The sequence below is a fragment of the Pseudoxanthomonas beigongshangi genome (assembly GCF_016820515.1).
GTDB classification, from domain to species: domain Bacteria; phylum Pseudomonadota; class Gammaproteobacteria; order Xanthomonadales; family Xanthomonadaceae; genus Pseudoxanthomonas_A; species Pseudoxanthomonas_A beigongshangi.
Map to the genome: position 1 here is coordinate 46,505 of NZ_JADHDV010000019.1, position 15,024 is coordinate 61,528.

Genomic DNA, 15,024 nt, shown 5'->3' on the forward strand with positions numbered 1-15,024 from the left:
GATCATCGTGGCGTCAGCGTGCGCGTCCCCGGGTGAACAGGTTGACGATCAGCAGCAACACCACTGCGCCGATGAAGGCGGTGACCAGGAATCCGATCCAGCCTCCTCCCAGGCCCAGCCCGAGCGCCGGCAGCAGCCATCCGCCCAGGAAACCACCGATGATGCCGACCACGATGTTGAGAATGATGCCCTGCGAACCATCACGCCTCATCACCAGGCTGGCCAGCCAGCCCGCGATACCACCGACGATCAGATAGATGAGAAAATTCATTCTGCCTGTCTCCTTCCGTTGTGGACTCCGGCCCCGAAGACCGGGGACGGTGCGATTAAGCGATTGCCGCCGTGAAACCACTGTTAAGCCGGATAGGGGGAATGGCATCCTTGCAGCGCGGTGATAACGCGGATCGCGCCGCGATGCACGCTGCCCCGCACCACCGGCCGACCATGACCGAGATTCCCTCCATCTTCCCATCCGCGACCATGCCGCCCGCCTGGCGGTTCGGGCGGTTCCAGGTCTGGCTGCGCGCGCACCCCCCCCGCATGCGCGGCGAACCGACCGCGCGGCAGGTGCTGGCCGAAGCGCTGGCACAGCCGGCCGACGCCTTGCCGATCCGGCGCGACGCACGCGGCAAGCCCCATTTCGCGGCGCCCTTCGACGACCAGGCGATCAGCTGGAGCCACAGCGGCGAGGTGCTGCTGGTCGCGCTCGGGCCGGCACGCGACCTGGGCGTGGATGTCGAACGCCATCGCGAACGGCCGCGGATGATGGAGATCGCGCAGCGCTTCTTCCATCCCAGTGAGCTGGACTGGCTGCGCGCGCAGGATGACCCGGCGCGCGCCGGCGCGTTCGTGCGCCTGTGGTGCGCCAAGGAGGCGCTGCTGAAGGCACACGGCCATGGCGTCTCCTTCGGCCTGGAGAAGCTGGTGTTCGGCGAACGCGAAGACGGCCTGCAGCTGATCGACTGCGATCCCGCGCTGGGCTCCCCGGCCGAATGGCAATTGCACGAATGGGAACCGCTGCCCGGCTACCGCGGCGCGCTGGCCTGGCGGGCCTGAGTCCCGCCGTTCGGCGATAATGCGCGCGATGAATGCCCCGACGCTGCCCGCCGGCCTGGACGCGCAACTGCGCCAGGGCCTGACCGAACTCGGCCTGGACGCCGCCGCCCTGGCGCCGCCGCTGCTGGACTATCTGGCCCTGCTGCACCGCTGGAACCGCACCTACAACCTGACCGCGATCCGCGACCCGGCCGAGATGGTGACCCGCCACCTGCTGGATTCGCTGGCCATGCACGCGCACGTCGCCGAAGGCAGCCTGGCCGATCTGGGCACCGGGCCGGGGTTGCCGGGGATTCCGCTGGCCATCACCCACCCCGGACTGCGGGTGACGCTGGTCGAAAGCAACGGCAAGAAGGCCCGCTTCATGCGCGAGGCGGTGCGCCAGCTGGGCCTGGGCAACGCGCGGGTGGCCGAATCGCGCGCCGAGGCGCTGGACGAACCCGCCGCCTACGACCACCTGACCGCGCGGGCCATGGACACGCTGGCCGGCATCATCGCCGTCGGCGGACACCTGCTGAAACCGGGCGGTACCCTGCTGGCGATGAAGGGCGTGCGGCCGGACGAGGAAATCGCCGCGCTGCCACCGGACTGGCAGGTCGAGGCCATCCATCCGTTGCGCGTGCCCGGCCTGGTCGGCGAGCGCCATCTGATCGTGGTGCGCAAGGCAGGCGCCTGAACCCGCGCCTCGATCCCCATAACCGATTGATATCGTTGGACGCCTCGAGGGCATGAGCGCCGTTCCCGGGCGCCGCCGCGCGGCCGGATCGGCGAGGCGAATTCGCAGGACCGGTCCGGACCCCGCATAATCCCCCATCCACCCCGTGTCCCGAGGCGACCACCCGCATGGCCCGCATCATCGCGATCGCCAACCAGAAAGGCGGCGTCGGCAAGACCACCACTGCCGTCAATCTGGCCGCCGCGCTGGCGCGTGCCCCGCAGCGCGTGCTGCTGGTGGATCTGGACGCCCAGGGCAATGCCACCATGGGCAGCGGCGTGGACAAGCGCGAACTCGAGAATTCCACCTGCGACGTGTTGCTGCAGGAAGTCGACGCGCGCACGGCGATCGTGACCACCCAGGAAGGCTTCGACCTGCTTCCCGGCAACATCGACCTGACCGCCGCCGAGATCCAGCTGATGGAGATCGACGGCCGCGAGCTGCGCCTGAAGGCCGCGCTGGAACCGATCCGCGGCGACTACGACTTCATCATCATCGACTGCCCGCCGGCGCTGTCGCTGCTCACCCTCAACGCGCTGACCGCGGCCGACTCGGTGCTGGTGCCGATGCAGTGCGAGTACTACGCGCTGGAAGGCCTGAGCGCGCTGGTGGAAACCATCGAGGCGCTGAAGACACGACTGAATCCCGGCCTGGAGATCGAGGGCGTGCTGCGCACCATGTTCGACGTGCGCAACAACCTGGCCAACGCCGTCTCGGCGGAACTGACCCAGCATTTCGGCGATCGCGTGTTCCGCACCATCGTGCCGCGCAACGTCCGCCTGGCCGAGGCGCCCAGCCACGGCCAGAGCATCGTCGGCTACGACCGCACCTCGCGCGGCGGCGTCGCCTACCTGGGCCTGGCCGGGGAAATCATCCGCCGCCAGAGTGAACGCAAGAAGCAAGAAAAGAGGATGGAGTACGCCTGATGAGCGCGTCGAAGAAACGCGGCCTGGGCCGCGGGCTGGAGGCCCTGCTCGGCCCCAAGGCGGCCGAGACCCCACCACCGGAAGCCCAGCCGGGCGAGGCCCTGCGCACCCTGCCGGTGGCGCACCTGCAACCCGGCAAGTACCAGCCGCGCATGGCGATGGATCCGGCCAAGCTCAGCGAGCTGGCCGAGTCGATCAAGGCGCAGGGCGTGATCCAGCCGATCGTGGTGCGCGAACTGGCGCCCGGACGCTTCGAGATCGTCGCCGGCGAACGCCGCTGGCGCGCCTCGCAGGAAGCCGGCCTGGCCGAAGTGCCGGTGGTGGTGCGCGAGCTGGACGATCGCACCGTCATCGCGATGGCGCTGATCGAGAACATCCAGCGCGAGGATCTGAACCCGCTGGAAGAAGCGCAGTCGCTGCAACGCCTGATCAACGAATTCTCGCTGACCCACGCCGAGGCCGCCGAAGCGGTCGGCCGTTCGCGCGCCGCGGTGTCCAACCTGCTGCGCCTGCTGGAACTGCCGCCGGCCATCCGCGCGCTGCTGGAAGCGCGCCGGCTGGAAATGGGCCACGCCCGCGCGCTGCTGACGCTGTCGCCGGAACTGGCCAGCAAGCTGGCCTCCGATGCCGCCGACCAGGGCTGGTCGGTGCGCGAGGTCGAACACCGCGCCCAGCAGTTCGCCGCCGGCAAGGTGCCGGTGATCGGCCGCAAGGCCAAGCCCGGCAAGGCCGCGCCGCAGCCGGACATCGCCGCCCTGGAAACCGAGCTGTCCGAAGGCCTCGGCACCCGCGTCACCATCGCCCACGGACGCGGCGGGAAGGGCAAGCTGATCATCCAGTACACCGATCTCGACACCCTCGACGGCGTGCTGGAGAAGCTGCGCGGCCCGCGCGGCTGAGGCCCGGGGCGCGCCCCCAGCGGAGGCGCGCCGACACATCGACAAGACCAGATTCAGCCGGTGGCGGCAAAATAGGCGCCCATGACATCCAGCCCCGCCCTCTCCGTCGTCGTCCCGGTCTTCAACGAGCGCGACAACGTCACGCCCCTGATCGACGAGATCACCGCCGCGCTGCGTGGCCGGATCGATTTCGAGATCGTCTACGTCGATGACCATTCCCGCGACGACACCCTGGCCGTGCTGCAGGCCCTGAAGGCGCGCGTGCCGGAACTGCGGGTGCTGCAACATGTCCAGCAGAGCGGCCAGAGCACCGCCATCCGCACCGGCGTCAAGGCCGCGCGCGGCGCCTGGATCGCCACCCTGGACGGCGACGGCCAGAACGATCCGGCCGACATTCCCAAATTGATCGCCGCGCGCGATGGCGGCGAGGCGCAGACCAGGCTCTACGCCGGCTGGCGGGTCAACCGCCAGGACAGCGGCAGCAAGCGCTGGGCCAGCAAGTGGGCCAACGCGATCCGCTCGCGCATGCTGCGCGACGAGACGCCGGATACCGGCTGCGGCATCAAGCTGTTCGAACGCGAAGCCTTCCTCGACCTGCCCTACTTCGATCACATGCACCGCTACCTGCCCGCGCTGATGCAGCGCGCCGGCTGGAAGACGATCAGTGTGCCGGTCAATCACCGCCATCGCACCGCCGGCGTGTCCAAGTACAACAACCTCAACCGGGCGCTGGTCGGCATCAGCGACCTGCGCGGCGTGGCCTGGCTGATCAAGCGCGGCAAGCGCACGGCGGTCCGGGAGCTCTGAGGTGGAAGTGCACTGGCTCAACCAGCCAATCGAGGCGCTCTACTGGACCGGCCTGCATGTCACCGGCTGGAAGCTGATCGGTTACACCGGCGCACTGATGTTCGGCGGCCGCTGGCTGGTCCAGTTCATCGCCTCCCGGCGCGCCGGCAAGCCGGTCATCCCGCGCCTGTTCTGGTACATGAGCGTGCTGGGCAGCCTGATGACGCTGAGCTACTTCCTGTTTTCGGCCAAGCAGGACTCGGTCGGCGTACTGCAGAACCTGTTCCCGGCCTTCACCGCGCTGTACAGCCTGTACCTGGACATCCGGCACCGCGGCTGGCACCGCGACAAGGCCAGCCACTGACGGCGAGGCGTCGCCGAACCCTACCGCGCTGTTCCTCCCCCTTCGAAGAAGGGGGACCGAGGGGATTCGCTCCTGGCGCCGCCCCCAATCCCCGTCGCCCCTGCGATTGTGTAACGCCACGCCCCGCCGTTAGCCTGTGCAGCCATGCCCCTGCTCCGCCGCTTCCGCCGCCCCACCCTCATGCGCCTGCTGGCGCTGTGCGTGCTGCTGCTGGGCGTGATCGCGCAGCCGGTGATGGCCTCGGTGGGCGGCGTCCACGAACTCGGCCACGGCGGCGGCCTGCATTCGCATGTGGATGCGGACGCGGTCCCGGACGGCGAAGGGCACGAGCGCGGGGACGACGAATCCGGCAAGACCCGCGGCCTGCTGCATGCCCTGATGCATGCCACGCACTGCTGTGGCCACGCGCCGGCGATGCCGGTGGCGGCCACGATCTGGCAGCCGCTCGCGCCGCTGGATTCCGTGTCGTTCCCGCACGACGCGCCGGTTCCCACCCACCGCAGCGACAAGCTGTTGCGCCCGCCGATAGCGATCTGAGGCACTCCCGGCCCGGCCGGGTTTCATTCGTCCTCGATCCTTTCGGAGAATTCCCATGTGGTTGCGTCTGGCGGCTTTGGCCGCCTTCGTGGCCGTGTCCGTCGCACCCGCGCGGGCACAGTCGCCTGTTGTCCTGTCCCTGGACGACGCGTTCGCGCGCGTCGCCCGTACCCATCCCGATCTGCGCCTGGTCGACGGCCAGCAGCGCGTCCTCGCCGCGGAAGCCGAAGTCGCCGCGCTGCGTCCAGGCCTCACCGCCGGCGCGTCGGTCGAAAACGCGCTCGGCACCGGTGACGTCAGCGGTTTCGGCGGCGCCGAAATCAGCCTGACCCTGGCCGGCGTGCTCGAACGCGGCGGCAAATGGGACGCCCGCCGCACGCTGGCGCAAAGCCGCATCGACGCGCTGGCGGTGCAGCGCGAGACCCGCCGGCTGGATCTGCTGGCCGAAGTCGCGCGCCGCTACCTGGCCATCACCGCCGCCCAGCGCCAGCGCGCGGTGGCGCTGGACGATATCGAGCAACGCACGCGCACGGTCGCGGCCGCGCGCCAGCGGCTGGCCGCGGGCGCTTCGCCGGAATCGGTGCTGCTGACCGCGCAGGCCGCGCTCACCCGCGCGGAACTGGAGCGCGATCATGCCGATCGCCTGTTGATGTCCGCGCGCCAGCATCTGGCCGCGCTGTGGGGCGAACGTGATCCCGGCTTCGACACCGTGGCCGGCAATCCGCTGGCGCTGCCGGCGGTCGCCGACTTCGGCGAACTGGCCGCCTTGCTGGACAGCACCCCGGAGTTGGCCCGCTTCGCCGACGAGCGCCGCATCCGCGAAGCACGCGTGCAACTGGCGCGCAGCGAACGCAGCGCCAATGTCGACTGGCAGTTCGGCGTGCGCCGGTTGCAGGAGAACGGCGATACCGGCCTGATGGCCAGCGTCGCGATTCCATTGGGCAGCGCGCGCCGCGCCGAACCCGGCATCCGTGCAGCCGAGGCGGAGCTGGCGCTGGTGGAGATCGAACGCGAAGCCGAGGGGCTGGCGCTGTACTCGACCCTGGCCGAGGCGCATGGCCGCTACCGCACCGCGCAGTTCGAAGTGAAGCGCCTGGACGAGGCGGTGCTGCCGAAGCTGGCCAAGGCCGAACGCGCCGCCGAGCGCGCGTATCGCGCCGGCGCCATCAGCTATCTGGAATGGGCGCAGCTGCAATCCGAGCGCACCAGCGCGCGCCGGCAGCAGCTCGACGCCGCCCTCGACGCACAGCGCGCGCTGATCGAAATCCAGCGCCTGACCGGCCAGCCGTTCGTGGCCGCCGCCCCCGCACAAGGAACCTCCCCATGAATGTCCGCACTCCCGCCTTGCGGTGGATGCCGCTGCTGTTGTTGACCCTGGCCCTGGCCGCCTGCGGCGGCGGCGCCGATGGCGAAGCCGCCAGCGACGAACACGGCCACGCCTCCGGCGAGCACGCCGAAACCGAGGCGGCCACCGGCCAGCACGGCGGCCGCCTGCTGGAAAAGGAGGGCCTGGCGGTGGAACTGGCGATGGCCGAGGACGGCACGCCGCCAAAATTCCAGGCCTGGCTGTACCGCGACGGCAAACCGCTGCCGGCCAGCGCCGGCACGGTCGAAGTCCGACTCAAGCGCCTGGGCGGCCTTGCCGAGACCCATCGCCTGCAGGCGCAGGCCGACGGCAGCCTGCTCGGCACGGCCGAGGTGATCGAACCGCACTCCTTCGACGTGGAAGTGCTGGCGGGCATCGAGGGGCGTTCACTGCGCTGGGCCTATCCCAGCTATGAGGGACGCACCGAGATCGCAGCGCCGATCGCGCAACAGACCGGCATCCGGGTCGCCCCGGCGGGCGCCGGCATCATCGCCGACGAACATGAAGTGCAGGGCCTGCTGACCCCGGTCGAAGGCCGCGTGGCCAAGGTCGCCGCGCGCTTTCCCGGCCCGATCCGCCGGCTCGCCGCCAACGTCGGCGACCGGGTGCGCGCCGGACAGGCGCTGGCGTCGATTGAAAGCAACCTCAGCCTGACCACCTACACCGTCAGCACGCCGATCAACGGCGTGGTGCTGGCGCGCAACGCCGAAGTGGGATCGGTCGCGGCCGAAGGCACGACGCTGTTCGAGGTCGCGGATCTGTCCACGCTGTGGGTGGATCTGCACGTGTTCGGCTTCGACGCCCAGCACATCCGCGCCGGCTCGCCGGTGACCATCACCCGCATCAGCGACGGCGCGCAGGCCGAAACCACCCTGGAACGCGTGCTGCCCGGCACCGCCACCGCCAGCCAGAGCACGGTCGCGCGCGCGGTCATCGCCAACGCGGACGGTCAATGGCGGCCGGGTTCGGCGATCACCGCGCGCGTCACCGTGGATCGGCAACCCGCCGCGCTGGTGGTACCGGTGGCGTCGCTGCAGAAGTTCCGCGACTGGGACGTGGTGTTCGTGCGGGTCGGCGACACCTACGAGGTACGGCCGCTCAAGCTCGGCAAGCGCGACGCGCAACGGGTGGAAGTGCTGTCCGGATTGAAGGCGGGCGACCAGGTCGTGGTCGAACAGAGCTACGTGGTGAAGGCGGACATCGAGAAGTCCGGCGCTTCCCACGACCACTGAGGACCCGGCCATGCTCGAGAGAATCATCCGCTTCGCCATCGCCCACCGATGGCTGATGCTGGCGCTCACCCTCGCGCTGATCGGCGTGGGCACGTGGAGCTTCCGCCAGTTGCCGATCGACGCCACCCCCGACATCACCAACGTGCAGGTGCAGATCAACACCGAGGCCGCCGGCTACTCGCCGCTGGAATCGGAACAGCGCGTGACCTTCCCGATCGAGACCGCGCTGTCCGGCCTGCCCGGGATGGATCACACCCGCTCGATCTCGCGCTACGGGCTGTCGCAGGTGACCGTGGTGTTCGACGACGGCGTCGATCTCTACTTCGCCCGCCAGCAGGTCGCCGAACGCCTGCAACAGGTCAAGTCGCAGTTGCCCGGGGGACTGGAGCCGGAACTGGGTCCGGTCACCACCGGCATGGGCGAGATCTTCATGTACACCGTCGATGCCAAGCCGGACGCGCGCAAGCCCGATGGCGGCAAGTGGACGGCCACCGATCTGCGCACCCTGCAGGACTGGGTGATCAAGCCGCAGCTGCGCAATACCCGCGGCGTCACCGAGGTCAACACCATCGGTGGCTACGCGCGCCAGATCCACATCACCCCGGATCCGGCGCGGCTGGTCGCGCTGGGCTTCACCCTGCGCGACGTGGTCGACGCGGTGGCCGCCAACAACCAGAACGTCGGCGCCGGCTACATCGAGCGCAACGGCCAGCAGTACCTGGTGCGCGCGCCGGGGCAGGTCGCAGATCTGGACGGCATCCGCGACATCGTGCTGGATCGCCGCGAGGGCGTGCCGATCCGCGTGCGCGACGTGGCCACGGTCGGCGAAGGCCCGGAACTGCGCAACGGCGCGGCCACCCAGAACGGCCACGAGGTCGTGCTGGGCACGGTGTTCATGCTGATCGGAGCCAACAGCCGCGACGTCGCCCAGGCCGCTGCCGCGCGCCTGGCCGAAGCCAACCGCAGCCTGCCGCCGGGGGTGTCGGCCAACCCGGTCTACGACCGTACCGTGCTGGTGGATCGCACCATCCGCACCGTGGCCAAGAATCTGGTCGAAGGCGCGCTGCTGGTGATCGTGGTGCTGTTCCTGCTGCTGGGCAATTTCCGCGCGGCGCTGATCACCGCGGCGGTGATTCCGCTGGCGATGCTGTTCACCCTCACCGGCATGGTCCGCGGCGGCGTGTCCGGCAACCTGATGAGCCTGGGCGCGCTCGACTTCGGCCTGATCGTCGACGGCGCGGTGATCATCATCGAGAACTGCCTGCGCCGGTTCGGCGAATTGCAACACCGGCTGGGGCGGGTATTGAGCGACGAGGAACGGCTGGACACCACCGCCTCGGCCACCGCCGAGGTGATCCGCCCCAGCCTGTTCGGCCTGGGCATCATCACCGCCGTGTACCTGCCGATCTTCGCCCTCACCGGCGTGGAAGGAAAAATGTTCCACCCCATGGCGATCACCGTGGTGCTGGCGCTGACCGGCGCGATGCTGCTGTCGCTGACCTTCGTGCCGGCTTCGATCGCGCTGTTCCTGCGTGGCCGCGTGGAGGAAAAGGAAACCCGGGTGATGCTGTGGGCGCGCCGTGCGTACGCGCCCGCGCTGGACTGGGCGCTGCGCCGGCGCGCCTGGGTGCTCGGCGGCGCGATCGCGCTGCTGGCCGTGTGCGGCCTGCTGGCCACGCGGCTGGGGTCGGAATTCATCCCCAGCCTGGACGAGGGCGACATCGCCATGCACGCCATGCGCATCCCCGGCACCAGCCTGGAGCAGGCGTTGCGGATGCAGGCGACGCTGGAAGCACGCATCAAGCAGTTTCCCGAAGTGGAACGCGTGTTCGGCAAGCTAGGTACCGCGGAGGTCGCGACCGACCCGATGCCGCCATCGGTGGCCGACACCTTCCTGATCCTCAAGCCGCGCGACCAGTGGCCGGATCCGCGCAAGTCCAAGGCAGAGCTGGTCGCCGAGATCGAGACGGCGGTGAAGCAGTTGCCCGGCAACAACTACGAGTTCACCCAGCCGATCCAGATGCGCATGAACGAACTGATTTCCGGCGTCCGCGCGGACGTGGCGATCAAGCTCTACGGCGACGATCTGGACGCGCTGGTGGACGTCGGCCGCCGCATCGAGGCGGTGGCGCGGAGCGTACCCGGCGCGGCCGACGTCAAGCTGGAACAGACCACCGGCCTGCCGCTGCTGACCATCACCCCGGACCGGCGCGCGCTGGCCCGCTACGGCCTCAATCCCGGCGTGGTCCAGGACACCGTGGCGACCGCGGTCGGCGGCGAGGTTGCCGGCCAGCTGTTCGAGGGCGATCGCCGGTTCGACATCGTCATCCGCCTGCCGGAGCACCTGCGCCAGGACCCGGCCGCGCTGCAGGATCTGCCGATCCCGCTGGGCGGGGACGCCAACGCCGACGAGTCCAGCCGGGAAATGGCGCTGGCGTCGGGCACGCCACGGACGGTGCCGCTGCGCGAGGTGGCGAAGATCGAAACCACCCTCGGGCCGAACCAGGTCAACCGCGAGAACGGCAAACGCCGGGTGGTGGTGACCGCCAACGTGCGCGGCCGCGATCTGGGCGGCTTCGTGTCCGAGCTGCAACAGCGGGTCGGGACCGGGGTAAAGCTGCCGTCCGGCTACTGGATCGACTATGGCGGCACCTTCGAGCAGCTGATTTCGGCCAGCCAGCGCCTGGCGGTGGTGGTGCCGGTGACCCTGGCGCTGATCTTCGCCCTGCTGTTCTGGGCGTTCGGCTCGGCCCGCGACGCCGCCATCGTGTTCAGCGGGGTGCCGCTGGCCCTGACCGGCGGCGTCATCGCCCTGGCCCTGCGCGGGATCCCGCTGTCGATCTCGGCCGGGGTCGGCTTCATCGCCCTGTCCGGGGTGGCGGTCCTGAACGGGCTGGTGATGATCGCCTTCATCCGCAAGCTGCGGGAGCAGGGGAATCCACTGGAGGAAGCGGTGGTCGACGGGGCCCAGGGCCGGCTGCGGCCGGTGCTGATGACCGCGCTGGTGGCCTCGCTGGGCTTCCTGCCGATGGCCTTCAACGTCGGCGCCGGCTCCGAGGTCCAGCGCCCGCTGGCCACGGTGGTGATCGGCGGCATCGTCTCCTCGACCCTGCTGACCCTGCTGGTGCTGCCGGTGCTGTACCGCTGGCTGCACGGGCGGAAGGCCGCGGCGGCGGCTCCGGAGGCCCGGCCGGCGAGCTGAACCGGACGGCCCGGGGCGTGGGGAACCGTCCCGGGCCCGTTTCCGGCCTAAGTGCTTGCATGGAAAGGGAAAGCCCTCCATAATGCGCGGCTCGCTGTGTCCGGTCCCCGACCGGGCGAGTCCTGAAGCGCAATTTGGACTCGCCGCCGACAGCAGATTTTTTGCCCGATCTGCGCACCGCTGTCATGCGGTGGGGCCGCCGCCTCCCTGGCCAAGGGAAGCATCAAACTTTTTTCGAGGTGCGTATGTCCCGCGTATGCCAAGTCACCGGCAAGCGTGTGCAGACCGGTAACAACGTCTCGCACGCCAACAACAAGACCCGTCGTCGCTTCCTGCCCAACCTGCACGAGCGCCGCTTCTGGGTCGCCAGCGAAAACCGCTGGATCAAGCTGAAAGTTTCCGCGCATGCCCTGCGCACCATCGACAAGAACGGCATCGACTCCGTTCTGGCCGAGCTGCGTGCCCGCGGCGAGAAGGTCTGAGGAGTAATCGAACATGGCAACCAAGCGTGACAAGATCCGTCTGATCTCCTCGGCCAACACCGGCCACTTCTACACGACGGACAAGAACAAGAAGAACACCCCGGGCAAGATGGAAATGAAGAAGTACGACCCGGTCGTGCGCAAGCACGTGATCTACAAGGAAGGCAAGATCAAGTGATGTCGTGATGCGCTTGCCCCCGGCGAGCGCATCCGCGTCATCCGAAGCCCGCCGCAAGGCGGGCTTTTTGTTTGCTTCGGGAATGAAGCGAAGAGCGAATCCCCCTCGGTCCCCCTTTTTCAAAGGGGGAGGAACAGCAATTCTCTGGCAGCTGAACTCGGCAATGATTGCTAGCCCCCTTTGAAAAAGGGGGCGGGCGCCCGCGTAGCGGGCGACGGGGGATTTGCGCGGTTGGCCGGCAACACCCCGCCACCTTCCGGTTTGCACCGACTACGGCCAGAATCGGCGCATCACTCCGACGACAAGGCGCCGCATGGACTGGTCGCTGGGAACCGTACTGCTGATCCTCGACTGGATGATCCGGCTGGCCGCGCTGCTGTGGATTCCCAGCCGCACTTCGCCGGCGGCGGCGCGCAGCTGGATGCTGCTGGTCGGGTTCGTGCCGCTGCTGGGCCTGCCGGCCTACCTGCTGCTGGGCCATCCGTGGCTGTCGCGCGAACGCGTCCAGCGCCAGGCGCGCGCCTCGCAGGTGATCCGCGAGGAACAGCAGCCGCTCGCCGCGCTGCGCTGGCAGCCCGAAGGCGGCATCGCCGCGGAGATGGCGCCGCTGGTCGAACGGCAGGGCGCGTTCATGCCCATCCGCGGCAACACGGTCGAACTGCTGGACGACTATGACGATTCCCTGCGCGCGTTGATCGCGGCCATGGACGGGGCGCACGCGAGCATCCACCTGCTGTATTACCTGATGTTCGACGACGCGGTCGGCGATGCGGTGGTCGCTGCGCTGGAACGCGCGGCCGGGCGCGGGGTGGAATGCAGGCTGCTGCTCGACGCGGTCGGCGCCAAGCGCGGATGGCGCCGCTACGCGCGACGCCTGCGCAAGGCCGGCGTGCAGGTCCATCAGTTGCTTCCCGGTGGCCTGCGCTGGCGTCGCAGTGGCCGGATGGATCTGCGCAACCACCGCAAGATCGCGGTCATCGATGGCGCTACCGGTTTCATCGGTTCGCAGAACCTCGCCGACCCGATGTTCATTCCCGGCTTTCCCAATCGCGAACTGGTCGCCCACGTGCGCGGGCCGATCGTCGCCCAGCTCGACGCGGTGTTCGCCAGCGACTGGTACCTGGAAACCGGCGAGCGCCTGCACGTGGATCCCGTTCGCGCCACCGGCACGGGCCAGGTCGCGATGCAACTGCTGCCGAGCGGGCCGGCCTATCCCTTCGAGAACGCACGCGATGCCGTCAACGCGCTGATCCATCTGGCCAAGCGCCGCATCGTGCTGGCCACGCCCTACTTCGTGCCCGACGACGCCACCCTCAGCGCGCTGCGCATCGCCGCGCTGTCGGGCGTGGAGGTGCAACTGATCCTGTCCGATCGCAACAACCAGCGCCTGACCGCGTGGGCTCAGGAGTCCTACTACGCGGAACTGCTGGCCTGCGGCGTTCGCATCGCGCTGTACCAGCCGCACTTCCTGCATGCCAAGCACATGAGCGTGGACGACGAAGTCGCGCTGGTCGGTTCGATCAACCTCGACATCCGCTCGTTCGCGCTCAACGCGGAAATCGGCCTGCTGTGCTATGACCGCGCGGTGGTCGCCCGGCTGCGCGGGATCGAATCGGAATACTTGCGCGATGCCCGCAGCGTCCACGGCGAGGACTGGGCACGACGCCCGGCGTGGCGGCGCAGCCGCGATGGCATCGCGCGCCTGGCGGATTCGCTGATGTAACAAAACGTCGATGTTGAAAGCGCCTGATGCGCAACGGTTTTCGCGTATTTGTAAAGTTTGCGTTGCCCGGTCATGCGCCACTGATGCCAAGCCAGCATGAGGCGCGCCGGATCGATCCACTACAATGCGGCCCATGACCAGCGTATCCGCGGGCCTCGCCCATGACATCGCCATCATCGGGGGAGGCGCCGGCGGCGTCCTGACCGCCATCCAGTTGCTGCGCGCGGCGACCGCGCCGCTGCGCATCGCGCTTTACGAACCGCAATCCACGCTTGCCCGTGGCGTGGCCTATGCCACGCCCTATCCGGAACACCTGCTCAACGTGCCGGCACAACGCATGAGCGGCTTCAGCGATCAGCCGGACGATTTCCTCGATTTCCTCAGCGCCGATCCGCAGGAACGCGCCGCGTTGGCACCCATGTTCGTCGAGCGTCATCGCTACGGGGAATACCTGCGCGATCGCCTGGAGCGCGCGCGCGCGGCCAGCCCGGCCACGCTGGTGCACATCGTCCAGCCGGTGATGGCGATGGATCGAAACGAGGCGGGCTGGCGACTGCGGCTCGCCGATGGCGCGCAGGCCGATTGCGATGCGGTGGTGCTGGCGGTCGGCAACCGCCCACGCCCGCTGCCGGCGCGCGGCGCCGGCGGCCTGTCCGCCGATGCCAGCCTGTCGGCCTGGGATTTCGACGCGGTGCGCGCGGTTCCCGGCGATGCCCGGCTGTGCATCGTCGGTTCCGGATTGAGCATGGTCGACGCGGTGTTGAGTTTCGTCGCCACCGAACATCGCGGCGCCATCCATGTGCTTTCGCGGCATGGCTGGCTGCCGCAGCCGCATGCGCCGCATGCGGTGGCCGATTTCGATCCGGCGCGGTTGCTGTCGCTGGACCTGCGCGCGCGCCTGCGCTTCGTCCGCGAACGCGTGCGCGAAGCCGCCGCCGCCAGCCTGCCCTGGCAGGCGGTGATGGAACGCCTGCGCCCGCACGGACAGGCGCTGTGGCGTTCCCTGTCGGAATCCGACCAGCGGCGTTTCCTGCGCCACGTCGTGCGGCTGTGGGACGTGCACCGGCACCGGGTGGCGATTTCCGTGCACGAGCAGTTGCAGGCGCTGATCGATCGCGGGCAGCTGCGCATGCACCGCGGCCGCCTGGACACGGTGATGCAGGTCGGCCGCTGCGTGCAGGTCGGCGCGAACGTGCGTGGCAGGCCCGGGCTGGCGCTGGAAGTGGATCGGGTGGTGAATGCCACCGGTGTCGAGATGCGGGTTCCGACCATGCGCAATCCGCTGCTGACCGAGCTGCTGGGCGAGGGCCACGCGCGCACCGGCCCGCACGGCATCGGCATCGACGCCGGCGACGACGGGCGGGTGCTGGACGCCGATGGCCGCGTCCAGCCCGACCTGTGGGTATTGGGCAGCCTGCGGATCGGCAACCTGTGGGAAAGCACCGCCATTCCTGAACTGCGGGGCCAGGCCGAAGCGGTCGCCCGCCAGTTGATCGCGCGCTGACGCGGGCGCGCTCGCCGGCCGTCGTTTACCCGCCAGCATCCCCGGCGGATTTCC

At 69.3% G+C, this 15,024-nt stretch carries 15 protein-coding genes; 14 read left to right on the plus strand and 1 reads right to left on the minus strand.

All coding sequences use genetic code 11. From position 1 onward, the window contains the following. Positions 1 to 13: 13 nt before the first annotated feature. Complete coding sequence (locus tag IQ458_RS14270) at positions 14 to 271, minus strand: GlsB/YeaQ/YmgE family stress response membrane protein (protein WP_183639660.1); 258 nt, start codon at positions 269 to 271, stop codon at positions 14 to 16. A 173-nt stretch (positions 272 to 444) separates the two neighbouring features. Here IQ458_RS14270 and IQ458_RS14275 point away from each other — a divergent pair, with 173 nt between their 5' ends. The 14 genes from IQ458_RS14275 (at position 445) to IQ458_RS14340 (ending at position 14,970) form a co-directional block, all read left to right on the plus strand. Continuing rightward, complete coding sequence (locus IQ458_RS14275; RefSeq protein WP_203323246.1) at positions 445 to 1,056, plus strand: 4'-phosphopantetheinyl transferase family protein; 612 nt, start codon at positions 445 to 447, stop codon at positions 1,054 to 1,056. 28 nt (positions 1,057 to 1,084) lie between these two features. After that, a complete protein-coding gene (rsmG, locus tag IQ458_RS14280) occupies positions 1,085 to 1,732 on the plus strand; it encodes a 16S rRNA (guanine(527)-N(7))-methyltransferase RsmG (RefSeq protein ID WP_203323232.1) in 648 nt (215 codons plus the stop codon). 167 nt (positions 1,733 to 1,899) lie between these two features. Then, positions 1,900 to 2,697, plus strand: a complete 798-nt coding sequence (locus tag IQ458_RS14285) for a ParA family protein (RefSeq protein WP_203323233.1) — start codon at positions 1,900 to 1,902, stop codon at positions 2,695 to 2,697. After that, the gene (locus IQ458_RS14290) at positions 2,697 to 3,596 is read left to right on the plus strand and encodes a ParB/RepB/Spo0J family partition protein (RefSeq protein ID WP_141455056.1); all 900 of its coding nucleotides are present in this window, start codon (positions 2,697 to 2,699) and stop codon (positions 3,594 to 3,596) included. Before IQ458_RS14285 ends, IQ458_RS14290 begins: the two co-directional genes overlap by 1 nt. 81 nt (positions 3,597 to 3,677) lie before the next feature. After that, positions 3,678 to 4,403, plus strand: a complete 726-nt coding sequence (locus IQ458_RS14295) for a glycosyltransferase family 2 protein (protein WP_183639663.1) — start codon at positions 3,678 to 3,680, stop codon at positions 4,401 to 4,403. 1 nt (position 4,404) lies between these two features. Further along, positions 4,405 to 4,746: a lipid-A-disaccharide synthase N-terminal domain-containing protein gene (locus tag IQ458_RS14300; RefSeq protein ID WP_141455054.1), complete on the plus strand. Its 342-nt coding sequence runs from the start codon at positions 4,405 to 4,407 to the stop codon at positions 4,744 to 4,746. A 144-nt stretch (positions 4,747 to 4,890) separates the two neighbouring features. Next, the gene (locus IQ458_RS14305) at positions 4,891 to 5,283 is read left to right on the plus strand and encodes a hypothetical protein (RefSeq protein WP_192198335.1); all 393 of its coding nucleotides are present in this window, start codon (positions 4,891 to 4,893) and stop codon (positions 5,281 to 5,283) included. 55 nt (positions 5,284 to 5,338) lie between these two features. Beyond that, complete coding sequence (locus IQ458_RS14310) at positions 5,339 to 6,610, plus strand: TolC family protein (protein WP_203323234.1); 1,272 nt, start codon at positions 5,339 to 5,341, stop codon at positions 6,608 to 6,610. Then, positions 6,607 to 7,881, plus strand: coding sequence for an efflux RND transporter periplasmic adaptor subunit (locus tag IQ458_RS14315; protein ID WP_203323235.1), 1,275 nt, complete (start codon positions 6,607 to 6,609; stop codon positions 7,879 to 7,881). The genes IQ458_RS14310 and IQ458_RS14315 overlap by 4 nt, the downstream gene beginning before the upstream one ends. Positions 7,882 to 7,891: 10 nt before the next feature. Continuing rightward, the gene (locus tag IQ458_RS14320) at positions 7,892 to 11,083 is read left to right on the plus strand and encodes an efflux RND transporter permease subunit (protein WP_203323236.1); all 3,192 of its coding nucleotides are present in this window, start codon (positions 7,892 to 7,894) and stop codon (positions 11,081 to 11,083) included. Between the two features lie 245 nt (positions 11,084 to 11,328). Further along, complete coding sequence (rpmB, locus tag IQ458_RS14325; protein WP_056881579.1) at positions 11,329 to 11,565, plus strand: 50S ribosomal protein L28; 237 nt, start codon at positions 11,329 to 11,331, stop codon at positions 11,563 to 11,565. 13 nt (positions 11,566 to 11,578) lie between these two features. After that, positions 11,579 to 11,743, plus strand: a complete 165-nt coding sequence (rpmG, locus tag IQ458_RS14330; protein WP_141455049.1) for a 50S ribosomal protein L33 — start codon at positions 11,579 to 11,581, stop codon at positions 11,741 to 11,743. A 313-nt stretch (positions 11,744 to 12,056) separates the two neighbouring features. Then, a complete protein-coding gene (cls, locus tag IQ458_RS14335) occupies positions 12,057 to 13,466 on the plus strand; it encodes a cardiolipin synthase (RefSeq protein ID WP_203323237.1) in 1,410 nt (469 codons plus the stop codon). Between the two features lie 133 nt (positions 13,467 to 13,599). After that, a complete protein-coding gene (locus IQ458_RS14340; protein WP_203323238.1) occupies positions 13,600 to 14,970 on the plus strand; it encodes an FAD/NAD(P)-binding protein in 1,371 nt (456 codons plus the stop codon). Positions 14,971 to 15,024: the final 54 nt, after the last annotated feature.